We start from the raw sequence: 24052 nt of genomic DNA, 5'->3' as shown, positions 1-24052 counted from the left end.
TATGACATGGATCAATTGAATAGAAATACGCAACAGCAGATCGGTAAGCTCTATGTTGATGGGGTGCGTCAACATTTTCCTGCGGCAATAGAAGATGAAGCCTGGCAGGCCGACAATCAGGTGACGTTGACCGTAAAAATGACCTCGCTGGTTGAAGTGATGAAATGGCTCTACTATGACCAAGGGGGGTGGTTGTCGGTCTCTTTTGGTAATGATGAACGGACATTAAACGGCTGTTTCGGCGTTTATCATGCTTTATCGATGGAAGGCGAAGTGAAAAGCTGGGTGATCGTCAAAGTTTTGGTGAATGCAAACGATCAGGAATTTATCTCGATCACACCTGAGATCCCGGCAGCCGTGTGGGGAGAGCGCGAGATCCGCGATATGTTCGGTCTGCGCCCGATTGGTTTGCCGGACGAGCGTCGTCTGGTGCTGCCCGATGACTGGCCGGAAGATTTGCACCCATTGCGTAAAGATGCGATGGATTACCGTCAGCGTCCGCAACCGACAACGGAGACGGAGAATTACCCGTTTATCAATGAATTAGGGAGCGATTCTGACCGGATTGTACCCGTCGGACCTTTACATATCACCAGTGATGAACCCGGCCATTTCCGCTTATTTGTTGATGGTGAAGACATTATCGATGCTGACTATCGGATGTTTTACGTTCACCGTGGGATGGAAAAGTTAGCTGAAACGCGGATGGGCTATCATGAAGTGGGTTTCCTTGCGGACCGCGTGTGTGGGATCTGTGGATTTACCCATAGCGTCGGTTATAACAATTCCATCGAAACCGCACTGAACATTGAAGTCCCGGCGCGCGGCAAGATGATTCGGACCGTGTTACTGGAAGTAGAGCGCTTACATAGTCATTTACTCAATATCGGTTTGTCCAGCCACTTTGTCGGATTTGATTCCGGTTTCATGCAATTTTTCCGCGTGCGTGAGAAAACCATGGAACTCGCGGAGCTGCTGACCGGCGCCAGAAAAACCTACGGCATGAACTTGATTGGCGGGGTGCGGCGTGATTTTCTCAAAGAGCAGCGAATTAAAGGCATTGCCATGATTCGTGAAGTTCGCCAGTCGTTTACCGAATTGGTCGATGTGCTGCTTTCGACTCCGAATATTGACAGCCGGATCTCCGGTGTTGGTGTACTTGCAAAAGATATTGCCCGTGATTTTAGTCCGGTTGGTCCTCTGGTGCGCGGTAGTGGGTTTGCCCGCGACGCCCGGGTGGTACATGGTCAGTCGCTGGAATCTTACGGGCAGGTACCGCTCGGGTTACACCATTTTGACAGTGGCGATGTACAGGCGCGCCTGCTGATTCGAATCCGTGAAGTGTTCGATTCACTCAATATCGCTGAGTTTGGATTAGATCATCTTCCCGAAGGTGCAATCTTGACTGAAGACTTTCAGTACGTCCCTCATCGGTTTGCTTTGGGATTTACCGAGGCACCGCGCGGCGAAAATATCCACTGGAGCATGACGGGGGATAACCAGAAACTGTTCCGCTGGCGCTGTCGGGCTGCGACCTATGCCAACTGGCCGACGCTGCGTTATATGTTGCGGGGCAATACGGTTGCCGATGCACCACTGATTATCGGTAGCCTTGATCCCTGTTACTCCTGTACGGATCGCGTCACCATCATTGATACCAAGAAAAAACGGTCTCAGACCGTGCCTTATAAAACGATTGAGCAGTACAGCATCAATCGGAAAAACTCACCCCTGAAATCAATGTGAGGTTGTGATGTTAAAACTATTCAAAACAGTTTTAAAAACCGGCGATGCAACGGCCAAGTATCCTTTTGCGCCGTATGAAGTCACCACTGATTTTCGGGGCAAGCCAGAACTGGACGCGGCACAGTGTATTGCTTGTGGTGCCTGCATGAGGGCTTGTCCTGCCAACGCGTTAGTGATGGAGACTGATGAGCAGCAGGGCATCCGGCGCTGGGAGCTTTCTCTGGCGCGTTGTATCTATTGCGGGCGCTGTGAGGAAGTGTGTCCGACGCATGCGTTGGTCTTGTCACAACAGTTCGAACTGGCTGTGACCAACAAAGCAGATTTGTATGAACAGGCTGAGTTTGAGTTGGTTAATTGCCGGGAATGTGATCGTCCTTTCATCGCTAAAAAATTATTCCATTATGTTATGAAGATGCTTCAGCACGCTGGGTTGAGTGGTGAGTCGCTGGCTATGCGTCGTCAGCAGCTGGAAAGCTGCCCTGAATGTCGGCGTCAGGCAAATATGCTGGACGGGCAGAATTTGGCATGTCACCGCTACGTCACTGCAGAGCCGATACCGGTCAAAACTATCTCTGCCACAGATATATCTGCAACTCATCTTCCTAAGCCCAGTGCGCCGGAGAACGGTTGTTCTGCGAACCACATGCCCAACATCAATCCCGCCGATATGAATCGTGAGGAGGTCCAGTGAAAGGTATTCAGCAATTATCGGGTGTTCATCATACGCAGACACAGCCTGTTGAAGTGCCCCCTGAACATCAAGCATTAAAGCAAACACTGTTGAAACAGATCAAACGGTCAGCCTATGTTTATCGGGTGGACTGTGGGGGATGTAATGGTTGTGAAATTGAAATTTTTGCAGCCACTACGCCGGTTTATGATACCGAACGATTCGGCATCAAAGTGGTTGCCAGCCCTCGTCATGCCGACATCTTACTCTTTACCGGTGCGGTAACACGGGCGATGCGTGCGCCTGCTTTACGGGCTTATGAAGCAGCCCCTGATCCGAAAATTGTGGTGTCGTACGGCGCATGTGGCTGTGACGGCGGAATTTTTCATGACCTCTATTGTGTCTGGGGCGGGACAGACAAAATCGTTCCGGTGGATGTTTATATTCCCGGTTGTCCCCCGACCCCGGCGGCCACACTGTATGGATTTGCGGTGGCTTTAGGGTTACTTGAACAAAAAATGCATGCCAAAAACCATGATGCCGAGGCTGAGCCTGCCAGTTTGCGTCATACCGGCATTCCACAGGATATCCGGGTCATGATCGAACGGGAAGCGCGTCTATTGGCCGGTTATCGTCAGGGAAACCGTATTGCGGATGAACTGATGTCTGTGCTGGAAGGATGCCATGCCGACAATGTGGATGTACAAATCCAAGCCTATATTCATCAGCATAACGATCCGCGTTTGACGGAGATTGTTGAAACGCTGATGCGTTCGGTGATGAAGCAGCTGGTTGGCGATGAACTGCAAGGAGGTGCCTGTCATGGCTGTGGCTGATACGCAAAGCGAAAAGCATTCGAGACACTTAATGGAGCGGGTGCGTTTTTATCGGTTAACACGCAAGTTTGTTGATGAAAAAGAGGTGCCGCAAGAAGCACAACAGATCATGTATTACAGTCTGGCGATTGGGCATCACCTGGGCATTGTCGATTGTCTTCAGTCGGATATGGATTGTCACGGTGAAGAATATCTGGCGTGGATTGAGGGATTACCGAAAGACGGTGAAGCGTACCGGAAAATGAGTGGCTTTCTCAAATTCGGAGAGATTACGATTTTCCCTGAGCACATTCATATGTTGGCGACGGCATTTCAGCAAATCAACCCCGCGACACAGTCTGAGACATCACAACGTTTGACCGCCGGATTGATCGAGATTCTCAATGCAATTCATCAAGAGCCGATGATGTATTTGATGGTACGAGGAACGGTGCAATGAGCAGACAAATATTATTGACGGTCGGTAACACCATGATGGGCGATGACGGTGCGGGCCCATTGCTGGCCAAACGTTGTCTGGAGCAACCGATAGACAGTTGGGAAGTATTAGAAGGCGGTACGATGCCGGAAGATACATTGCATCGGATTCGTCACATCAAGCCAGAGCGTGTTCTGGTCGTTGATGCTGCTGATTTCGGCGAAAAGGCCGGAGAGATTCGCATTATTGATCCCGACACGATTGCTGAGATGTTCATGGTTTCCACCCATAGTTTACCGCTGAATTTTTTAATCGATGAACTGAAAACCTTTGTGCCTCATGTTACGTTTATCGGTATTCAACCAGCGATTGTGGCATTTGCTGCACCGATGACCGACATGGTCAGAGACGCTGTCGATACCATTTATCAATCTTTACCTGAATGGCATGACGATATGGATTTTAGCCATTGCTAACGCATGATGACAAAAGTGTCGAAGTTCGACACTTTTGTCGTTGAACAATCAGGCCAAAAGGTTAGCAGTTCTTCCTGATTGGGTTTGTTTTTAAAATTATTACTTATTTTTTCTTATAAATCATTGAATTAAATGATTTCAAATAGTAACTCCCGGATTGGCACGCCTTGTGCCTGTAATGATTAACCACCCCCAGAGTCTGAAGATACTCTGTTGTATTGACACAAAAAGGATACAGCATGAATCGATTTGTTTTTGCTGACGCCAATAAGTGTATTGGTTGTCGAACCTGTGAGATTGCCTGTGCGGTCGCTCATCAGGATGAGTCATCGGGTACTTTGAATGGGACCGAGGATTTTGCGCCACGTTTACAACTGGTGAAAAATGCAGAAGTCTCCGTCCCTGTAATGTGTCGTCAGTGTGACGATGCCCCGTGTGCGCAAGTTTGCCCTAATCATGCCATTGTTCATGAAGATGGTTACGTGAAGGTGATTCAGTCCCGTTGTATCGGCTGTAAGACCTGTGTGATTGCCTGTCCGTATGGTGCGATGAGTGTCATGACCCGAATGAAAAATGTGGTGTCTGAACATGCCGCGCTTTTCCAAAAACAAGTGCCTCAATCCCAAGCACTGAAGTGTGATTTGTGTTCACACCGAGAAGAGGGGCCGGCTTGTGTTCAGGTTTGTCCGACAGAGGCCATTCGTTTGATAGCGCCTGAGTCGCTGCAACAAACCAGCCAACAGAAACGGGAAGCGGCAGCGAATCAGGCTTCTGTCATTTCGGTTTGAAGCAGAATGAGAATGGAACATTGGGGATAGTGAGAAAATTATGATCGAAAAAAAATTAGTCGTGTGCCCCTATTGCGGTACAGGATGTAAGTTGAATCTACTGGTTGAAAACAACAAGGTGGTTGGTGCAGAACCAGCCAATGGCCGAACCAATGAAGGCCAACTATGTTTAAAAGGATACTATGGGTGGGATTTCTTAAATGACACCCAACTGCTGACACCACGGTTGAAACAGCCGATGATTCGTCGGACAAAAAGTGACAAGCTTGAAGCGGTTTCTTGGGATGAAGCACTGGATTTTGCGGTCGAGAAGTTATCGGCAATCAAGCAGAAATATGGTCCTGACGCGATTATGACCACCGGTTCAGCCCGTGGACCGGGCAATGAATCCAATTATGTGATGCAAAAATTTGCCCGGGCAGTGATTGGTACGAACAACGTTGACCACTGTGCAAGGGTTTGTCATGCCCCTTCGGTTGCCGGTTTGGAATCGGTAGTGGGAAATGGCGCAATGAGTAATGCCATTCCTGAAATCGAAGAAGCAAAATGCTTGCTGATCTTTGGTTACAACGTTGCTGACTCTCACCCGGTGATTGCAAGACGTATTTTTAAAGCGCGTGAAAACGGTGCAAAAGTGATCGTCTGTGATCCACGAAAAATTGAATCAGTTCGGGTTGCTGATCAATGGCTGGCGCTCAAAAATGGTTCCAATATGGCACTTGTCAACGCGTTGGCTTATACGCTGATTGATGAAAATCTTTATGATAAATCTTATGTGCAAAATTATACCGAAGGGTTTGATGAGTTCCGCAAGATTGTCATGGATTATGCGCCTGAAAAAGTTGAACATCTGACTGGCCTGAAAGCGGCTGAAGTGCGGCAAGCTGCTCGGACTTATGCCAAGTCTTCCGGTTCGATGATTTTATGGGGTATGGGTGTCACCCAGTTTGGTCAGGCGGTTGATGTGGTTCGTGGTTTGGCTGGCCTGGCATTAATGACGGGTAACTTTGGCCGCCGTGGCGTTGGTTGTGGTCCGGTTCGGGGACAGAATAATGTTCAGGGTACCTGTGATTTAGGGATGTTGCCACATCAGTTCCCGGGATATCAGTCTGTCACTGACGATAAGATTCGTGAGAAATTTGAGCAGGCTTGGGGCGTGAAATTATCAGCGAAACCCGGCTATCGCATGACTGAAATCGGTCATAAAGTGGCAGAAGGTGCTTGTAAAGCGTTCTACATTTTTGGTGAGGATCCAGCGCAGACTGAAGCCGATCTGAATGCGATGCGGGAGACGATGCGCCAGTTAGATCTGGTGATTGTTCAAGATATCTTCATGACCAAAACCGCTGAAATGGCCGACATCATTTTCCCATCGACCAGTTGGGGAGAACATGAAGGTGTGTATACCAGTGCTGACCGCGGCTTCCAGCGTTTCTACAAAGCGGTGACTCCGCCGGAAGGTGTCAAACCGGACTGGGAGATTTTCAGTCTGTTGGCCACACGAATGGGCTATCCGATGCATTATGAAAATACCCAAGAGATCTGGGATGAAATGCGGGCACTGACCCCACTGTTTGCCGGTGTTACCTACGAAAAAATGGCAGGGCTGAAATCCGTAATGTGGCCGTGCCCGACGGAAGATCACCCCGGTACTTCATTCCTGTTTGAAGGCAATAAGTTTGCCACGCCATCAGGAAAAGGGAAGTTTATCGGAGCGTCTTGGCGCCCACCATTGGAACAAACGGATGCTGAGTATCCTTTGGTTCTCTCTACCGTTCGTGAAATCGGTCATTATTCATGTCGTTCGATGACAGGGAATTGCAAAGCGCTTTCAACGCTGGCAGATGAACCGGGATATGTACAGATGAATCCACTGGATGCGAAGCAACTGGGAATCGCGGATCAGCAGTTAGTGTGGGTCTCTTCCCGGCGAGGCAAAGTGATTACGCGCGCCAACGTATCAGAACGGGTTAATGCGGGTGCGGTTTACATGACTTATCAATGGTGGATCGGGGCCTGTAACGAGTTAACGATTGAGCATGTCGATCCGATCTCGAGTACACCTGAGTTCAAGTATTGTGCTGTCAAGGTAGAGGCGATTGAGGATCAGGCATGGGCAGAAAACCATGTTCAGTCTGAATATAGTCAAATGAAAGCTCGACTCAAATCACATGTTGCATATGCGTGATTAGATCAATATGGGCTCTTTACGTCTGTGTACAATGTTCTGTAAAGAGCCTTTGATTGAGTCGTGACTGATTATGAATAGAATTGCTCAAGAGTTGATGAACTTTTCACAAGCCATGCTATCGATTCACGATATGTCTGACTTGTTGAAATTTCTAAATGACGATGAATGTTCATTTCTGCAAGTCGAGCGGATGAACATCATCCTTCACCGAGAAGTTTCTGATGAATTGATCCTTTACTATGTTGATAGTAATCAGCAAGTTCAGCATGAGACATTTCATCCTCAAGAAATCGGTTTATATCATCAGTCTTATGACGATGGTGTCTACGAACTCGATAGTGACGGCTTTGCTTATTACTATCCTCATTTTGCGGGTCATCCGGCTTACCGGGACATTGTCCATTATTGCAAAATGCCGCTGAACACGGTCAGTCAGCAATTGGGTGTGATTGAGTTCATCAATCCCAAGCTCAGTAATATGGAGGATGGTGAGAAGCAGTTTCGTATGGTCAGTAGTATTCTCGTCTCTTTCATTGCTCATATTGTCGAGCATGAATTAGCGTCAAATATGGCCCAGCAGCTGAGCCATGAGCGAGATAACTATCATATTCTGGTCGACGTCACAAATGCGGTCATCAGTCAGAATAGTAAAGAAACATTACTTAATTCTTTGCTCCGCTGTCTGAATCAACATTTTTCGATGCATCATTTGGCGCTGATCGAGCCCTATCAAGGGCATTATATCCAGTACACCAGTGATTTGATTCAGGGAGAAATTCGTCATCACTGCCATTTTTTTAGTGATGACAGTGCGTTTCAGAACTCGGGAGAGCCTTATTGCCCCGTGTTAATTCAGGGCGATGATTTAAGGCCATTATTTTTCCAGAAGAATGCCATCGAATTTGCCGAAGATATTGAACAACTGATCGTGATTCCTATGGTATTTCGTACCAATCGCGTCGGATATATTGCTTACATGCTCCACAAGAAAGATCAAGATGTTGCACTCGATCTCGACTTACTTCAGCAAATTGCAGCTCGGGTAGCGATGGCCATGCATAGTTTAAGTGTGCATGAAACGCATACCAAAGTGCTGCCTAAAAGTGAATATATTTCGATTGCATCCAAGGATGAGAAGCAGCGTATTTTTGACGATATTATCAGCCAGAGTGAGGCGATGAATCGGGTGCTTGATCAGGTTGCGATGGTGGCTGACTGTGATAGTACGGTTTTGATTCTGGGCGAGACCGGTACCGGTAAAGAATTGGTCGCCCGGGCGATCCATAAAATGAGCCGGCGTAGTCAAAAGCGGATGATAAAAATGAACTGCGCCGCGGTGCCGGAAGGCTTATTTGAGAGTGAGCTTTTCGGTCATGAGCGCGGTGCATTTACTGGCGCTGTCCATCAACGGGTGGGGCGTTTTGAGCAGGCGCATCAAGGCACGCTGTTTTTAGATGAAATCGGTGATATGCCGTTGGAGTTGCAACCTAAGTTGTTGCGGGTGTTGCAGGAAAATGAAATTGAGCGGGTCGGGAAAAACCAGTTGATTCAGGTTGATGTGCGGATTGTGGTTGCAACCAATGCCGATTTGCTTTCCATGGTGCAGGAAAAAACGTTTCGTAATGACCTGTATTACCGGTTGAATATTTTTCCGATAGAAATCCCGCCGCTACGTCAGCGGCCGGAAGACATCCCTTTATTGGTGAAGCATTTCACGCGTGTGATTGCCAAGCAGATGGGGAAGCATATTACCGCGATTACCAATGAAACAATGAGAGCACTGACAGCGTTTGCGTGGCCCGGTAATGTCAGACAGTTACGTAACTTTATCGAGCGGTCCGTGATTTTAACCCGTGGTGATGTGCTGAATGCACCACTGGACGAATTAGTGAAATTGGGTCTGGAAATTCCGAAAGCAGAATCCCAGCCACAGGAGAATGCATCGGAAGCTTATCAAGATAAAAAAGATGCGATTGAAATTAATCGTGATACGGTGATTCAGGCTCTTAAAGAAAGTAATGGCATTGTCGCCGGCGCGCGTGGCGCGGCTGCGAAGCTCGGTTTAAAAAGGACAACATTACTGTCACGAATGCAACGGATGGGGATTAGTAGCAAGGATTATTTGCCTGAGACTGAATCAACCTCGTCATGAATCAGGATTGATCTATGAATGAATCTTTCACGGTACAGAATATTGATTCTGTCAGTCATAAAAAAATTGTTCGTTATCGGCAGGATAGTCAGTGTCATTTGGTTGATGATACGTTGATTCAAGAAGTCCCTGTTGCTTTGGAATATAACGGGGTGGCTTACACCGTTATGATGTGTACTCCCAGAGATCTGGATATGTTTGCTGTCGGTTTTTCGCTGACGGAAGGCATTATTGACCATGATCGGGATATCCATGATATCAATATTCAGATGAGTCCCGATGGCATCACGCTCTCGATCGATATTGCCAATCGCTGTATCAATCGTCTGCAGGAAAAACGGCGTACGATGGCGGGAATGACAGGATGCGGTCTCTGTGGCACAGACCAGTTGGCTCATGTTTGTCGTGTACAAATACCACTGGAAAGCCATACGACCTTTCATTTGCAAAAACTAGATGACGCTTTAAACCGTTTGAAACAGAGCCAGCAACTGAATCAACTGACCGGTTCCTGCCATGCCGCTGCTTATATGAATACGCATGGTGAGCTGGAAGCATTATTTGAAGATGTCGGACGGCATATTGCGCTCGACAAATTGATCGGTTGGGTCACCAAGCATCATAAACAGAAAGGGGTGGTATTGGTCACAAGCCGGGCTAGTTTTGAGATGGTGCAAAAAGCCGCAGCCGGGGGAGTCGAGATTTTGTGTGCTATCTCAGCCGCGACCGATATGGCCGTGGATTTAGCGGAGCGTCTCAATGTCACGCTGTGTGGTTATTGCCGTCCGGGACAAGCCAATATTTATACGCACGCAGAAAGGATTCTCGGGTTGAATCAATAGTTGGGAATGTATTTAGTCTTAGAGAAAGAGATAACACAATGAAAATAAAGAATTTACTCCTCGGGTTACTGGTTTTGTTTTCTCCACTGGCATGGGCACACTCCGGTCATGGTGGAGATCATGGTTTTGAAAGTGGCATCTTGCATCCGCTGACTGGAGTCGATCATCTCAGTGTGATGATCAGTGTTGGTGTCTTGGCGGCTTTATTTGGGGGAAGAAGTCGTTGGCAGATGCCACTTTCTTTCATCGCATTGATGATTGTTGGTGGAATTTTAGGGGTATCCGGTTGGGTGATACCGAGTGTAGAACTGTATATCGCGCTCAGTGTGGTTGTGATGGGGCTGTTACTCTGGCGCAGTGTGCAAATTTCTCATCAGTGGGTGACGGTTTTAGTCATGGCATTTGCGGTATTTCACGGGATGGCACACGGTGCAGAGATGCCATTCAATAGTCATGCATTGGCTTATTTCAGTGGCTTTGTTGTTTCCACTTTTCTGTTACATATGACGGGGATCGGACTTGGCAGTGTTGTGTTGCGTTTTTCAGCCAGTGGTCGTTTAGTCAAAATGCTCGGCGCTGTTGTCGCAATACTTGGCGGTTCGTTTCTTGTGTCTTAAGCAAGAAAGCGTCTTAAGCGAAAAAGTATCTTAAGTTAGAGTACTTTAAGTTCTCTAGTGTCTTCAGTTCTCCGGGCTGGTTGTGCCATGAATGAACGATATTTTATTTGTGTCTCCGGTGTTGTTCAGGGGGTCGGTTTCCGTCCCTTTGTCTATCAACTGGCGGTTCAGCATCATTTATCCGGATGGGTGATGAATAGCTCTGAAGGCGTTAAAATTGATGTTCAGGGACGCAAAGATGCGCTCGATTTGTTTGTTCGGGCGCTGAGAGAACGTCCGCCCCGGCTTGCTCGTGTGGATCACGTCGCTTGTTCGCGCCAGCGTTTGAGGCGGATACAAGGATTCACGATTCACCCGAGTCAGCGTGAAACGCATGTTGCGGTCAGTGTTTCTCCGGATCAATCGATTTGTCCCGAGTGTTTGTCTGAAATGAATGATGAACATTCTCCTTATTATCACTATCCATTTGTCAACTGTACGCATTGTGGCCCCAGATATTCGATTATTGAGCAACTGCCTTATGATCGGAGCAACACGACGATGAAAGGGTTTGATTTCTGCCCGTCATGTTTGCAGGCTTATCAAGCGCCGAGCAACCGGCGTTATCATGCGCAGCCCACCAGTTGTCACCATTGCGGGCCGAAGGTTTCTCTGCGTCATGCCCGGGGTACTCTTACCACACAACATGATCAAGTGTTTGAGCAAGCGGCCGAGATACTTAGCCAAGGCGGGGTGATCGCCGTCAAAGGGCTTGGTGGATTTCATCTGGTTTGTGATGCAACATCGTCAGTGAGTGTTATCAAATTGCGCCAAATGAAGCACCGGCAGCGTAAACCCTTTGCGATCATGGTCGATCATGTCGCAACCGCGGCACAATATGTTACCGGGGAGCCCGCCGAATGGCAGGCACTAACCGCCAGTGCCGCACCGATTGTGCTGATGCAGCGTCGGGGGCATCCTGAGCTTGTCCCTGAAGTGGCGTGTGACAGTCCTTACTTGGGCGTGATGCTCCCTTATACCCCGTTACATCATCTGTTGTTTGAACAATATCGGCGCTACCGAAGCGAGCCGATTCTCGTGATGACCAGTGGTAATGTGTCCGGAATGCCATTAGTAACAGACGGTGATGATGTGCTGCGCTTGTTTGGCGAGGCTTTGGATGGCGTGTTGGATCATAACCGGCCGATTGCCAATCCGTGTGACGATAGCATTGTTCATCAGGCTGGCAATGCCATGCGGGTGCTACGAATGGCGCGGGGGTACGCGCCATTCAGTCATCACAGTGATTATCAGGGCGCACCGATTATAGCGATGGGCGCGCAGCAAAAATCGACCATTGCCATGGCCTTATCCGGACAGTCGATGTTGTCTCCCTATATCGGTGATCTGGATGATCTCGATACCCAACAACGCCATGAACAGACGGTTTCATTCTTTCAACATCTGTATCAATGTGAACCTTCACATTGGGTGTGTGACTATCATCCGGGATATTGTTCGACCCAGTTTGCGGAAACCCAATCCGGCTGCCTGTTACAGGTGCAGCATCATCATGCCCATATTCTGGCCGTAATGGCGGAATATCAATTCACCGGCCCCGTATTAGGGTTTGCGTTTGATGGTACCGGCATGGGGGATGATGACACGGTTTGGGGCGGTGAAGTGTTGCTGGCGGATACTCAAGGTTATCAGCGTTGTGGCAGTTTAAGACCTTTTCGGTTGATTGGCGGCGAGCGGGCGATTCGTGAACCTGCCCGAATTCTGCTGGCAATGCTGCTTGAATGTTATTCGCTGCAAGAGATTCGCTCGCTGGAACACCCGGCCTTTCAGGGATGGGATGACCATGACTTTTCTAATCTGCATCAACTGTGGCTGTCCGGTAAACATTCTCCGCTGTGTTCTTCTGTCGGACGCCTGTTTGATGCGTGGGCTTGTTTAGGTGCATTGCTCGGTCGTCCTGATTTTGACGGCGAAAGCGGCTTACTGGTGGAATCCGCTGCAATGTCAGCCGGGCAGCCCGACCCGTCTTGGGAGATGAACTGGGAGGACGGGACGTCGCTACTGGATTGGAAGCCATTATTGATACGGTGTATTGAATCCCAAATTTGGCTGAGCCAAGAAGCGATTTCTGACGCTTGTCTAGGGTTGATTGAAGCATTGGCCGGGGCGATTCAACAGATGGCAAGCCGTTATCCATCCCTGCCGGTCATTGTCAGTGGCGGGGTTTTTCAAAATCGATTGTTGATGGATGCCTTGTGGCAGAACTGGGACGAAACCAAGCAGCCGATATATAGCGGTACGATGATTCCGATCAATGATAGCGGTATTGCGATGGGACAGCTCTGGTATGGCATTCACCAGTGCTGAATAATCAGAATTATCCGATGGTGAAGCCTTGTGGTCGAATCTTCGGACAGCAGAGAGTAATGAGTGATGTGTTTATGTATTCCCGCGAGTGTTGTCAGTGTCGATCAACAACGAATGACCGCTGTCGTCGATACATTAGGTGTCGAGCGAGAAGTTAGTACTCACTTGATATCAGAACCAATTCAGGTTGGTGAACATTTACTGATACATGTGGGATTTGCGATCAGTAAAATTGATCAGCAAGAAGCAAAGGAAAGTTTGCAAACCTATCGTGACCTGATCAGTCAGGTCGGTTCTGATGAGATGTGGATTGGGTGAAGCGATGAATGACGAAATAAGCACGACAGATTCGGTCCGATCTTTGTATCAGGGTTTTCGGGAACCGGCGGTCATTCGCGGGTTGGCAGAACAGATTCGCCATAAAGCACGTGACTTGCCGGAGCCGCTCTACATGATGGAGGTGTGTGGCGGACACACGCATACCATCATGAAATATGGTATCCAGCAATTATTGCCGGAGAATTTACATTTCGTGCATGGGCCGGGATGCCCGGTCTGCATCATGCCGAAAGAACGGATTGATCATGCCATTATACTGGCGCAGACCGAAGGTGTAATTCTGGTGACCTTGGGTGATATGATCCGAGTGCCGGGCTCTCGTTTGTCTCTGGCAGAATGTCGGGCCAATGGTGGTTCGGTCATGCCGATCTACGACCCGATGGATGTGCTTGAGATTGCCCGCCAAAATCCAGGGCAAAAGGTGGTCTATTTCGCGATCGGTTTTGAAACCACGACCCCGATGACCGCGGTTTTAGTCCAACAAGCGCGACGTCTACAACTGACCAACCTCTGTTTTCATATTAATCATGTACTGGTGCCTCCTGCGATGGATGCGGTGATGGCGGACTCAATGGCCCGGGTTAATGCGTTTCTCGGCCCATCTCATGTCAGCGTGATCACCGGTGCAAAGATTTATCAGCCGATTGTGCAGCATTATCAAATCCCGGTGGTGGTTTCCGGCTTTGAACCGGTGGATGTTTTGGAGTCGGTACATATGCTGGTCGAACTGGCGCTTGATGGTCAGCCTGCATTGCAGACGCAATACACACGAGCGGTCTCATTTGAAGGCAATGCGGTTGCTCAGGCATGTATCGCGGATATTTTTGAAGTCCGGGCAGCATTTAACTGGCGTGGGCTGGGGAATATTCCGAACTCCGCCCTGAAGCTCCGGGCACAGTATGCGGATATGGATGCAGAAGTTTTGTTTGAATCGCTGCTACCGCAGGAGCCTGTGCCTGATCACAAAGCGTGCCGTTGTGGGGATATTTTACGTGGGCTCGCCAGCCCGCCTGATTGCAAAGTCTTTGGCAAAGCGTGTCAACCGAGTCGGCCGATGGGAAGTTGCATGGTGAGTTCTGAAGGTGCCTGTAATGCTTATTATCGCTACGCCGGTTTTCATACTGAGCCTCAGGAGTAATCATCCATGAAAAAACAGCAAACAGTTCAATTGAGTCATGGTGGTGGTGGCGTTGAGATGAATCATCTCATTCAGCATCTGTTTTGGCAGCGGTTGGGGAACGATATTCTCAATCAGGCAGAAGACGCCGCAACACTGAATATTCCTTCCCCGTTGGCCATGACAACCGACAGTTTCACCGTCTCTCCCCATTTTTTTGCCGGAGGGAATATCGGGACTCTTGCCGTTGCCGGTACCTGTAATGATCTGGCAATGGTCGCTGCCAAACCGACTTATCTGAGTTGTAGTTTTATCATTGAAGAAGGTACGCTCATCAGCGAATTAGAAACGATTGTCGATGCCATGGCAACCGAGCTGGCTGTCGGTCAGACCCAGATCGTCTGTGGTGATACCAAAGTTGTGCCCAGAGGCGCAGCCGATAAGGTGTTCATCAATACTACCGGCATCGGTGCAATTCAAAAAACGGATGTCTCGGCACACCGGATTATGGCAGGGGACGTGATTTTGGTTTCCCGGGATATCGGTTGCCACGGTGCCTGTATTCTGGCGGCCAGAGAATCACTACGGCTTGCCCATCCGATCATCAGTGACTGTGCCGTGTTGTGGCCGGTGGTTGAGGCACTGTTAGCCGATTCAATTGACATCCATGCAATGCGCGATGCAACGCGGGGTGGTCTCTCTGCGGTGTTGAATGAGTGGTGCCAGAGTTGTGGATTACAACTGGCGATTCAGGAAGCACAAATCCCGGTGGATGATGCTGTGCGGGGGATCTGTGAATTGTGTGGCTTTGAACCTTGTGATTTGGCGAATGAAGGGACGTTTGTCATCGCAGTTCCTGCAGCGCAGGCGCAGCAGACGCTCGAAGTCTTACGTCAGTTTAATTCACAGGCCGCGGTGATTGGTGAAGCGGTCTCTTTATCACCGGCAAAACCGGTGCTGCATACTGCTTGGGGGAGCCGCCGTTACCTTGACTTCCCTGCCGGTGAGTTGTTACCGCGAATTTGCTAGGAGTGAATCATGCACGAATTATCTCTGAGTCTGAAAACGATTGATCTGGTCGTAGAACATGCACGTCAATGCCAATCTCATCGGGTGACGGCTGTCACCTTGGGGATCGGTGTGCTTTCTTGTATTGAACCGGATTCATTATTGACGGGCTTGCAGTTTGCGAGTCGCGAGACTCTGGCGGAAGGCGCACAGTTTTTGGTGGAGATGATTCCAGCCACAGCTTGGTGTGAACCGTGTCAACAACACGTTGATATTGATACCCATTATACCGGTTGTCCGTTATGTCATTCATATCAGTTGATCGTTGAAACCGGACAAGAATTAAAAATTAAATCAATAGAGGTAGAATCTTATGTGTAGTGTTTGCGGTTGTGGCGAAAGTCACTTGGATGAGCATCATCATGACCATCATGACCATCACCATGATCACGCCCATCCCCATACTCATGCTGAACCGTCAAAAGCTCAGCCGATGGTCATTCATCATCATTACAGTCATCAGGGCGATGTCCATCATCATATTCACTATCATATTCATCAGGATGAGTTATCATCAGTGGTGCACCAGTCTGCTGCTCATCACTATCATGAGCCGCATCATCACCATGAAGCACATCATCACGAATCGCACCGTCATGAACCTCATCACCATGAGGAACCCCATCAACCGACAGTCACGGCGCAGGGGGATCTTCACTATGGTCAAGGTGCAGCTCAAACCCATGTCACAGGGGTGTCTCAGCGTCAGCTGATCCATCTCGAACAAGATATTTTAAGCCAGAATGATCGCATCGCTGATGAAAACCGGGCTCATTTTCAAGCTCATGGTCAACTGGTGTTAAACCTGATGTCGAGTCCGGGCTCCGGTAAGACGACGCTACTGGTTGAAACGTTGAAGCAGTTGCAGTCGAGCTATCCATGTGCAGTGATTGAAGGGGATCAACAGACCAGTCAGGATGCGAACCGAATTCGGGCCACATCCGTTCCGGCGATTCAGGTCAATACCGGCAAGGGCTGCCATCTGGACGCTCAGATGATCCACCGTGCTTATCATCAGCTTGACATGCAAGCGTCCGGTATTTTGTTTATTGAAAATGTCGGCAATTTAGTTTGCCCGGCGAGTTTTGATCTGGGAGAGCGGCATAAAGTCACCATTTTATCTGTCACTGAAGGTGAAGATAAGCCATTGAAGTATCCGAATATGTTTGCTGCTTCTCAGTTGATGCTGGTGAATAAAATTGATCTGCTGGACTACGTCGATTTTGATATCGAAGACTGTATTGCCAATGCACGTCAGATCAATCCGAACATCCGGGTGATCAAGATCTCAGCCACTACCGGTGAAGGGATGTCAGCTTGGATTGACTGGATCACTCAGCAGCAGAAGCAACTCGCATCCTGATTGTGCGTTGATTGATGTGATGTTTTATTGGAGGAATGTCTCAAATTTACGTTGCGCCACATGAGTGGGCCTAAAGTTGATAAAAACCATTATTACGACTGATATATTGATGAAATGGGGGAACTTATCTGAGAAAAGGAAAGAACAGGTAGAATAAAATCGGGCTTGCGCGTAGAAAGAGAATGAAGGTGTTCTTTTGGATGCTTCGGTTCAGGTATATATTGTTCCCCCAGAGAGGGTCAATATTTTCCTGTTATTTTTGATTGTGTTATACGATTCGCCGTCATATGACATGATTTCGTTGTATCCTGAATGAAGCCCGTTCAATTTTCAATGAATATAAAAGGATTTGATATTCATGAGATATACGCCAACGCTCAAGCTCAGCACCCGACTGGTTGCGGTAGTCACTATGATTGTGACCGGGGCGATTTTTATCTTATTTATTGGCGGAACCCTTTCTTTTCAACGGTTGGGACATGAATATCTCAATCATTACCTGTATGGTGTGGTTGAAGTCATTGATAAAGAATTGGAAGAACCTGATGCTGCCTATTCTATGCAGCGCTGGGTTCCCAAGTTACTTCATGCCAGTAACATCGTTGAAATGACGCTCACTTCGAAAGCCGGTGTCGTGTACCGATTTAAAGATACAACCTCTTCAGTTGAGGAGAGCCGATTGTATCATGCTCATTTTGGTCTGAAACGTAATCAGGATTACTCCTTACACTTTAAGGCGGTCCCGCCCTATATCGGCTTTACGTACTCTTTCAGTGCAATGTGGTCGACAACCTTCGCTGTGATTCTGATTGTGGTGTGTCTGCTACGAGGGGTGAAATGGTTACAGGCTCAACTGCTTGGTTCTGAATTGCTTGAAGAGCGCGGCAGGATGATTCTGGCCGGGCAGGTGGAACGTTATGCAAAGGGTGATGAAAAAGAGTGGCCTTATACCGCAAGTGAGGCACTTGACCGACTGATTGAAGAACTTCAAGATGCCCGACAGGAACGAAGTCGTTTTGATACATTTATCCGCACGCAGACATTTTTAGATCAATTGACGGGGGCTGCCAACCGGGTGTTATTTGATAGCAAGCTGGAAGCGGCTTTACTCGAAAATGATGCGCGAGGCGGTGTCCTGATGCTACAGCTTGAAGAGCTGGATGGGCGGGATAAATCGGAATTTGATCATTTGGTCGTTCAGGTCGGGGAATGTATTTCGAATGTGATTCAACGTTATCCGGATGCAATTCTGTCGCGTTATTATGACACCGTTTTCTCGGTGTTGATCCCCCATCAAAATTCGAAGGAAGTGGCTCAAGTTGCTGTCCAGTGTTTGAAAGGGATTGAGCGGTTAAGTCCGCCTCTGCCACTGGAACCGAGTAACTGGTGTCATATCGGCATCACGATGTACACCGAAGGAGAACAGTGGGGGAGAATTATTGATGAGGTGGAGACAGCATTAAAAACGGCTCAATTGGAAGGTGTCAACGCGTGGAGCCGCTTTAACAAGGTTAAACCGGTCGATGATGAAAGAGGTAACGTTCGCTGGCGTAGTTTGTTTGAACATAACCTGACTGAAGAGAAAATATGTTTATTCAAACAGGACTGTTATGTCATCTCCCGTCATAACCAACTCTCGGTTATCCATAAAGAACTTTTTGTCAGAATTCCCGAACCGGGACAGGGATTCATGAAAACATCCCGGTTTATCTCAGCGATTGTGACCGTTGGCTATGAAATGGTGCTGGATCGGGTAACCTGTCATCGCGTGGTGCGATTCCTTCGGGAGGAAGGCTCAGGGACTGATATATATTCAATCAATTTATATGTCACCTCATTTGCTCAGCGTACACATTTTATCTGGTTCAGGAATTTGCTGATGCAACTGCCTCGTGAATATCGTCAGCGGCTCTGTTTTGAGTTTACGGAAAGTCATTTAGTGAAACACCTTGACTATATGCGACCGGTGTTAAAAATGATTGCTGCATTCAATTGCCAGATTGTGGTTGGACAGGTCGGACGTACTATCGTCAGCACGCATTACGTCAAAGAATTCAAAATTGACTATCTGAAACTTCATCGTAGTCTGGTAAAAGGTATTGAACGACGCTCCGAGAATCAGTTGTTTGTTCGGAGTATGGTTGGTGTCTGCCGTGGCGCGGACACTCAAATTATCGCCGTCGGTGTTGAATCTGAAGGTGAATGGAAAATTCTTCAGTCTTTGGGCGTCAGTGGCGTTCAGGGACGGTTATTTGATATCGAATCTCAATGGATTCCCAAGCCTCGGGTAACCAATATTAAACCGGGGAAACGGAAACGCTGGAAAACGAAACACACTCAGCGCTGACAGAACAGGCTAAGATTCGGTGCTATTTCAGGCGGAATCTTAGCCCTGAGTAAGAAATCTGTTAGAAATTGCGTGTTTCTGTCCATGTTTCGGTGTCAATATCTTGCTGTGACAGCAAGGCATTGGTACATTTAACGGAATTTTAATCTTCAATTTTCTTGCAGGATGAACGAAGAATATGTTTAAGAAACTTCGTGGTATGTTTTCAAACGACTTATCGATTGATTTAGGGACTGCCAACACGCTTATATACGTCAAAGGACAAGGTATTGTCCTTGACGAGCCTTCCGTTGTAGCAATTCGCCAAGATAAAGGGCGTGGTGGTCGTAGTGTCGCTGCCGTCGGACATGCGGCGAAACAGATGCTGGGACGAACACCGGGGAATATTTCAGCAATTCGCCCCATGAAAGATGGTGTTATCGCTGATTTCTACGTCACTGAGAAAATGTTGCAAACTTTTATCAAACAAGTCCATGACAATAGTTTTCTTAAACCGAGCCCTCGGGTGTTGATCTGTGTCCCTTGTGGTTCAACTCAGGTTGAACGGCGTGCGATCAAAGAATCGGCAGAAGGTGCCGGTGCCCGTGAAGTTTATTTGATTGATGAACCAATGGCTGCTGCTATCGGTGCGGGTCTTCGCGTTTCAGAGCCGACCGGTTCAATGGTGGTTGATATCGGTGGCGGGACGACTGAAGTTGCGGTTATTTCTCTCAATGGTGTCGTGTATTCGTCTTCAGTACGGATTGGTGGTGATCGGTTTGATGAAGCGATTATCAATTACGTTCGTCGCAACTACGGTAGTTTGATTGGTGAAGCGACTGCCGAAAAGATTAAACATGAAATCGGTACGGCTTATCCGGGTGACGATGTCCGGGAAATCGAAGTTCGTGGTCGTAATCTGGCAGAAGGTGTGCCGCGTAGTTTTACACTGAACTCGAATGAAATTCTGGAAGCACTTCAGGAGCCTCTCACTGGGATCGTCTCTGCCGTGATGATTGCATTAGAGCAATGTCCGCCGGAACTCGCATCAGATATTTCTGAAAATGGGATGGTGCTGACAGGTGGTGGTGCACTGCTGAAAGATCTTGATCGTCTGCTGACCGAAGAAACGGGAATTCCCGTTGTGGTTGCCGATGACCCACTGACATGTGTTGCCCGAGGCGGTGGTAAAGCGCTAGAAATGATCGACATGCATGGCGGTGATTTATTTAGTGAAGAGTAGTGCCATCTTTGTGTCATTGTTTGAGATGAAGAGACGCTGCAAAACGGGATTGTCATCATGAAGCCAATTTTTGGGCGAGGTCCATCTCTTTCGCTACGTCTTTTTTTTGCCGTTGTATTATCAGCCAGTCTCATGCTGGCTGATAGTCGTTTAAATACTTTTTCTCACGTACGTTATTTTCTCAATAGTTTCGTTGCACCGATTCAGTATGCTGCGGACCTTCCCCGGGTTTTATTTGACGGTTTATACGAGCGGATGCAGAGTCATCAAACGCTGTTGGAATCCAATCAACGTCTGAAACAAGAAGTGTTGACGCTCAGAAGTGATTTGATTTTATTCAATCAGTATAAAGAAGAAAATCAGCGCTTAAGAAAATTACTGGGATCGTCTTTTGTTCGGGATGAGCGGAAGATGGTCACGGAAGTGATGGCGGTCGATACCTCACCTTATACCCACCAAGTTGTGATTGATAAAGGCCGGACCGATGGCGTCTATGAAGGCCAGCCCGTTATTAATGAAAAAGGGATTGTCGGTCAGGTTACTTTTGTGGCAGCTCATAATAGTCGGGTTTTACTGTTGATTGATGCAAATAGTGCAATTCCTGTTCAGGATCTACGCAATGATATTCGGGTGATCGCTTCCGGGAATGGCCAGTCGGAATATATTCAACTGGAACATATTCCGAGTAGTACCGATATCGAAGTGGGGGATCTATTGGCATCTTCAGGATTGGGAGGCATTTATCCGGAAGGTTATCCCGTCGCCAGAGTGTCCAAAGTGGATAAAGACACACGTCGCGAGTTTGCCGTCATTGAAGCAACCCCGGTGGTTGATTTTGATCGCTTACGTTATTTGTTGCTGGTCTGGCCGAACGAGGATCGACAACAGAAAGCCCGCCAGTCTTTAACGGATACATTGGATAAGGAGCAGCTGCGTGGCCAATAAAGTCCTGAAAGGACATGTTGTGATCTGGATATCCTTCTTCTGTGCGCTCGTTTTGCAGACGATCCCGTGGCCGGGGGCGCTTGAGCTATTGCGCCCCTCATGGATTTTACTGATTCTCTGTTACTGGGTACTTGCGTTGCCGCACCGTGTGAATGTCGGTACAGCGTTGGTGCTTGGACTACTCTGGGACTTGATTCTCGGATCAACCTTGGGGATCCGTGGCATGATGTTGTCTATTATTGTGTATATTGTCGCGATGAATTTTTTGATTCTGCGTAATATGGCATTATGGCAGCAGTCGATCGTAATTGGGTTACTGACAATTGCGCTTGACGTTATGGTTCTGGGTGGAGAGTTTTTGTTCCGGCCTGCTGAGTTCAATGCGCTCTCTTTATGGGGCGGGGTCATTAGCTGTATTTTGTGGCCGTGGCTCTTCCTGCTATTGAGACGCGTGAGACGCTACTGGAATATCCGATGAACGACCGGATACTTTATCTTGCTTCCGCTTCCCCGAGACGAAAAGAGCTCCTGACGCAGCTAGGTTATTCGTTCGAGATTATTTTACCTGAAGTCGCAGAAGAGCATCAGGCCTATGAATCAGCGCAAGCCTATGTGTCGAGATTATCCCGGGAAAAAGCAATCGCGGGTCTGCACATGGCGACGTCTGAGCGAGCGGTTGTTTTAGGGGCTGATACGATTGTGGTAGTTGATCAGCATATTCTCGAAAAACCGACCTGTTTTACACATGCCCGGCAGATGCTCTTACAGCTTTCCGGGCGAAACCATCAGGTCATGACCGCAGTGACGGTAACTGATGCCCAACAAATACACACGATAGTTGTAACCACTGATGTATGGTTTAAACCGTTGTCAGACAATGAAATAGAACGCTATTGGCAATCGGGCGAACCGTGTGATAAAGCTGGCAGTTATGGTATTCAGGGATTGGGTGGAAAATTTGTAACTCGGATTGAAGGTAGTTATTTTGCCGTTGTCGGACTACCGTTATTTGAAACTGACCAGCTCTTGCATAAATTTTTATAAAATCAAATTGAGGTGCGCTCATGAGTGCAGAGTTGTTGTTGAATGTAACTCCGAGTGAGAGTCGCGTTGCGATGATTGAGGGTGGCGTCCTTCAGGAAATCCATATCGAGCGAGATGCAAAACGCGGTATCGTCGGAAATATTTATAAAGGAAAAGTGAGCCGGGTGTTGCCCGGAATGCAGGCTGCATTCGTTGATATTGGTCTGGATAAGGCCGCTTTTCTCCATGCTTCGGATATTGTTCCCCACACTGAATGTGTGGCGGAAAATGAAAAGCAGCAGTTTCAGGTACGCGATATCTCTGAACTTGTCCGTCAGGGACAAGATATTGTGGTACAGGTTGTTAAAGATCCGCTCGGTACCAAAGGGGCTCGCCTGACGACGGATATCACACTGCCTTCCCGTTATCTGGTGTTTATGCCCGGCGCCAGTCATGTCGGTGTTTCTCAACGGATTGAAAGTGAGTGCGAAAGAGAGCGTCTCAAGAATATCGTCGCTAATTATTGTGATGAATTGGGAGGCTTTATTATCCGTACTGCCGCAGAAGGTGCTGATGAGAAAGAACTCTCTCAGGATGCCGCTTTTCTCAAGCGCTTGTGGAGCAAGATCATGGAGCGGCGGGCAAAGTATAAAACGCGGACCACCCTTTATGGTGAACTGGGACTGTCACAGCGCATTCTCAGAGATTTCGTCGGAACGGATTTAACTAAAATTCTGGTAGACTCTCGTCTGGAGTTTGAAAACCTCAAAGAATTCACCTCTGAATATGTGCCGGAACTGACCGAGAAATTGGTGTTGTATGAAGGCGATAAACCCATTTTTGATATGTATGATACAGAGAATGAAATCCAACGTTCTCTGGAACGTAAGGTTGAACTGAAATCAGGTGGTTATCTGATCATCGACCAAACGGAAGCTATGACTACCATCGATATCAATACGGGTGCCTTTGTCGGCCGCCGCAATCTGGAAGAGACGATTTTCAATACCAATATTGAAGCCACCCAAGCGATCGCCCGTCAACTTCGCCTGCGCAATCTGGGGGGCATCATTATTATCGATTTTATAGATATGGTCTCAGAAGAACACCGGACTCGCGTACTGACCTCATTAGAAACGGCACTGAGTAAAGATCGGGTCAAAACCAATATCAATGGCTTTACGCATCTGGGATTGGTCGAGATGACACGTAAGAGAACGCGAGAAAGTATTGAACATGTGTTGTGTTCTACTTGTCCAACCTGTGAAGGACGTGGACAAGTCAAAACTGTTGAAACCATTTGTTTTGAAATTTTGCGTGAAATCACCCGGGTGAACCGTGCTTATGATGCGGATAAATTTGTCGTGTATGCTTCGCCAGCGGTCGCTGATTCTTTACAGGGGGATGAGTCTCATGCGTTGGCAGAGCTTGAGGTCTTTATTGGCAAACAGGTGCGGATTCAAGCGGAACATTTGTATGTCCAAGAGCAGTTTGATGTTGTCATGATGTGACTTAACTGAGTAGG

General features: G+C 48.0%; 22 protein-coding genes. All 22 read left to right on the top strand.

The window, feature by feature from the left end; all coding sequences use genetic code 11:
* Positions 1-6: 6 nt before the first annotated feature.
* Positions 7-1746 (top strand): hydrogenase large subunit, encoded by a 1740-nt coding sequence (locus AC55NX_RS09840; protein ID WP_496995563.1) that lies wholly within the window; start codon positions 7-9, stop codon positions 1744-1746.
* A 7-nt stretch (positions 1747-1753) separates the two neighbouring features.
* Positions 1754-2437 carry a formate hydrogenlyase complex iron-sulfur subunit gene (locus tag AC55NX_RS09835; RefSeq protein WP_496995562.1) on the top strand — a complete coding sequence of 228 codons (684 nt, stop codon included), beginning with the start codon at positions 1754-1756 and terminating at the stop codon, positions 2435-2437.
* Between the two features lie 53 nt (positions 2438-2490).
* Positions 2491-3252 (top strand): NADH-quinone oxidoreductase subunit B family protein, encoded by a 762-nt coding sequence (locus tag AC55NX_RS09830; RefSeq protein WP_496995585.1) that lies wholly within the window; start codon positions 2491-2493, stop codon positions 3250-3252.
* The gene (locus AC55NX_RS09825; RefSeq protein WP_496995561.1) at positions 3239-3691 is read left to right on the top strand and encodes a formate hydrogenlyase maturation HycH family protein; all 453 of its coding nucleotides are present in this window, start codon (positions 3239-3241) and stop codon (positions 3689-3691) included. The genes AC55NX_RS09830 and AC55NX_RS09825 overlap by 14 nt, the downstream gene beginning before the upstream one ends.
* Positions 3688-4146 carry a hydrogenase maturation peptidase HycI gene (gene hycI, locus AC55NX_RS09820; RefSeq protein WP_496995560.1) on the top strand — a complete coding sequence of 153 codons (459 nt, stop codon included), beginning with the start codon at positions 3688-3690 and terminating at the stop codon, positions 4144-4146. The genes AC55NX_RS09825 and hycI overlap by 4 nt, the downstream gene beginning before the upstream one ends.
* Positions 4147-4385: 239 nt before the next feature.
* Complete coding sequence (locus AC55NX_RS09815; RefSeq protein ID WP_059123336.1) at positions 4386-4934, top strand: 4Fe-4S dicluster domain-containing protein; 549 nt, start codon at positions 4386-4388, stop codon at positions 4932-4934.
* Positions 4935-4977: 43 nt separating this feature from the next.
* Positions 4978-7122 (top strand): formate dehydrogenase subunit alpha, encoded by a 2145-nt coding sequence (fdhF, locus tag AC55NX_RS09810; RefSeq protein ID WP_496995584.1) that lies wholly within the window; start codon positions 4978-4980, stop codon positions 7120-7122.
* A 73-nt stretch (positions 7123-7195) separates the two neighbouring features.
* Entirely contained in the window at positions 7196-9277 is a 2082-nt protein-coding gene (locus tag AC55NX_RS09805) for a sigma 54-interacting transcriptional regulator (RefSeq protein WP_496995559.1), read from the top strand.
* A gap of 14 nt (positions 9278-9291) precedes the next feature.
* Entirely contained in the window at positions 9292-10119 is an 828-nt protein-coding gene (fdhD, locus tag AC55NX_RS09800; RefSeq protein ID WP_496995558.1) for a formate dehydrogenase accessory sulfurtransferase FdhD, read from the top strand.
* Positions 10120-10157: 38 nt separating this feature from the next.
* A complete protein-coding gene (locus AC55NX_RS09795; protein WP_496995557.1) occupies positions 10158-10736 on the top strand; it encodes a HupE/UreJ family protein in 579 nt (192 codons plus the stop codon).
* 87 nt (positions 10737-10823) lie between these two features.
* Complete coding sequence (gene hypF / locus AC55NX_RS09790) at positions 10824-13103, top strand: carbamoyltransferase HypF (RefSeq protein ID WP_496995556.1); 2280 nt, start codon at positions 10824-10826, stop codon at positions 13101-13103.
* A gap of 66 nt (positions 13104-13169) precedes the next feature.
* Positions 13170-13421 carry a HypC/HybG/HupF family hydrogenase formation chaperone gene (locus tag AC55NX_RS09785; RefSeq protein ID WP_059123331.1) on the top strand — a complete coding sequence of 84 codons (252 nt, stop codon included), beginning with the start codon at positions 13170-13172 and terminating at the stop codon, positions 13419-13421.
* A gap of 4 nt (positions 13422-13425) precedes the next feature.
* A complete protein-coding gene (gene hypD, locus AC55NX_RS09780; protein WP_496995555.1) occupies positions 13426-14580 on the top strand; it encodes a hydrogenase formation protein HypD in 1155 nt (384 codons plus the stop codon).
* Positions 14581-14586: 6 nt separating this feature from the next.
* Positions 14587-15588 carry a hydrogenase expression/formation protein HypE gene (gene hypE, locus AC55NX_RS09775; RefSeq protein ID WP_496995554.1) on the top strand — a complete coding sequence of 334 codons (1002 nt, stop codon included), beginning with the start codon at positions 14587-14589 and terminating at the stop codon, positions 15586-15588.
* A 9-nt stretch (positions 15589-15597) separates the two neighbouring features.
* On the top strand, positions 15598-15948 hold the full coding sequence (gene hypA / locus AC55NX_RS09770) for a hydrogenase maturation nickel metallochaperone HypA (RefSeq protein ID WP_496995553.1): 351 nt from the start codon (positions 15598-15600) through the stop codon (positions 15946-15948).
* Complete coding sequence (hypB, locus tag AC55NX_RS09765) at positions 15941-16990, top strand: hydrogenase nickel incorporation protein HypB (RefSeq protein WP_496995552.1); 1050 nt, start codon at positions 15941-15943, stop codon at positions 16988-16990. The genes hypA and hypB overlap by 8 nt, the downstream gene beginning before the upstream one ends.
* Before the next feature lie 358 nt (positions 16991-17348).
* Positions 17349-19337, top strand: coding sequence for an RNase E specificity factor CsrD (gene csrD, locus AC55NX_RS09760; protein WP_496995551.1), 1989 nt, complete (start codon positions 17349-17351; stop codon positions 19335-19337).
* Between the two features lie 178 nt (positions 19338-19515).
* Positions 19516-20559 carry a rod shape-determining protein gene (locus tag AC55NX_RS09755; RefSeq protein WP_038185732.1) on the top strand — a complete coding sequence of 348 codons (1044 nt, stop codon included), beginning with the start codon at positions 19516-19518 and terminating at the stop codon, positions 20557-20559.
* Between the two features lie 57 nt (positions 20560-20616).
* Complete coding sequence (gene mreC, locus AC55NX_RS09750) at positions 20617-21504, top strand: rod shape-determining protein MreC (protein ID WP_496995550.1); 888 nt, start codon at positions 20617-20619, stop codon at positions 21502-21504.
* Entirely contained in the window at positions 21494-21982 is a 489-nt protein-coding gene (gene mreD / locus AC55NX_RS09745; RefSeq protein WP_496995549.1) for a rod shape-determining protein MreD, read from the top strand. The genes mreC and mreD overlap by 11 nt, the downstream gene beginning before the upstream one ends.
* Positions 21979-22548 carry a Maf family protein gene (locus AC55NX_RS09740; RefSeq protein WP_496995548.1) on the top strand — a complete coding sequence of 190 codons (570 nt, stop codon included), beginning with the start codon at positions 21979-21981 and terminating at the stop codon, positions 22546-22548. Before mreD ends, AC55NX_RS09740 begins: the two co-directional genes overlap by 4 nt.
* Before the next feature lie 20 nt (positions 22549-22568).
* Positions 22569-24038, top strand: coding sequence for a ribonuclease G (gene rng / locus AC55NX_RS09735; RefSeq protein WP_496995547.1), 1470 nt, complete (start codon positions 22569-22571; stop codon positions 24036-24038).
* Positions 24039-24052 lie beyond the last annotated feature (14 nt).

It is taken from the genome of Vibrio rubrogenes (assembly GCF_059641415.1).
Note: the sequence above shows the minus strand (reverse complement) of the source record. Positions and strands in the feature narration are given on the sequence as shown.

Coding starts and splice junctions, on each gene's coding strand:
- AC55NX_RS09840 (WP_496995563.1), top strand. CDS start 7: ATGGATCAATTGAATAGAAATACGCAACAGCAGATCGGTAAGCTCTAT.
- AC55NX_RS09835 (WP_496995562.1), top strand. CDS start 1,754: ATGTTAAAACTATTCAAAACAGTTTTAAAAACCGGCGATGCAACGGCC.
- AC55NX_RS09825 (WP_496995561.1), top strand. CDS start 3,239: ATGGCTGTGGCTGATACGCAAAGCGAAAAGCATTCGAGACACTTAATG.
- hycI (WP_496995560.1), top strand. CDS start 3,688: ATGAGCAGACAAATATTATTGACGGTCGGTAACACCATGATGGGCGAT.
- AC55NX_RS09815 (WP_059123336.1), top strand. CDS start 4,386: ATGAATCGATTTGTTTTTGCTGACGCCAATAAGTGTATTGGTTGTCGA.
- AC55NX_RS09805 (WP_496995559.1), top strand. CDS start 7,196: ATGAATAGAATTGCTCAAGAGTTGATGAACTTTTCACAAGCCATGCTA.
- fdhD (WP_496995558.1), top strand. CDS start 9,292: ATGAATGAATCTTTCACGGTACAGAATATTGATTCTGTCAGTCATAAA.
- AC55NX_RS09795 (WP_496995557.1), top strand. CDS start 10,158: ATGAAAATAAAGAATTTACTCCTCGGGTTACTGGTTTTGTTTTCTCCA.
- hypF (WP_496995556.1), top strand. CDS start 10,824: ATGAATGAACGATATTTTATTTGTGTCTCCGGTGTTGTTCAGGGGGTC.
- AC55NX_RS09785 (WP_059123331.1), top strand. CDS start 13,170: ATGTGTTTATGTATTCCCGCGAGTGTTGTCAGTGTCGATCAACAACGA.
- hypD (WP_496995555.1), top strand. CDS start 13,426: ATGAATGACGAAATAAGCACGACAGATTCGGTCCGATCTTTGTATCAG.
- hypE (WP_496995554.1), top strand. CDS start 14,587: ATGAAAAAACAGCAAACAGTTCAATTGAGTCATGGTGGTGGTGGCGTT.
- hypA (WP_496995553.1), top strand. CDS start 15,598: ATGCACGAATTATCTCTGAGTCTGAAAACGATTGATCTGGTCGTAGAA.
- hypB (WP_496995552.1), top strand. CDS start 15,941: ATGTGTAGTGTTTGCGGTTGTGGCGAAAGTCACTTGGATGAGCATCAT.
- csrD (WP_496995551.1), top strand. CDS start 17,349: ATGAGATATACGCCAACGCTCAAGCTCAGCACCCGACTGGTTGCGGTA.
- AC55NX_RS09755 (WP_038185732.1), top strand. CDS start 19,516: ATGTTTAAGAAACTTCGTGGTATGTTTTCAAACGACTTATCGATTGAT.
- mreC (WP_496995550.1), top strand. CDS start 20,617: ATGAAGCCAATTTTTGGGCGAGGTCCATCTCTTTCGCTACGTCTTTTT.
- AC55NX_RS09740 (WP_496995548.1), top strand. CDS start 21,979: ATGAACGACCGGATACTTTATCTTGCTTCCGCTTCCCCGAGACGAAAA.
- rng (WP_496995547.1), top strand. CDS start 22,569: ATGAGTGCAGAGTTGTTGTTGAATGTAACTCCGAGTGAGAGTCGCGTT.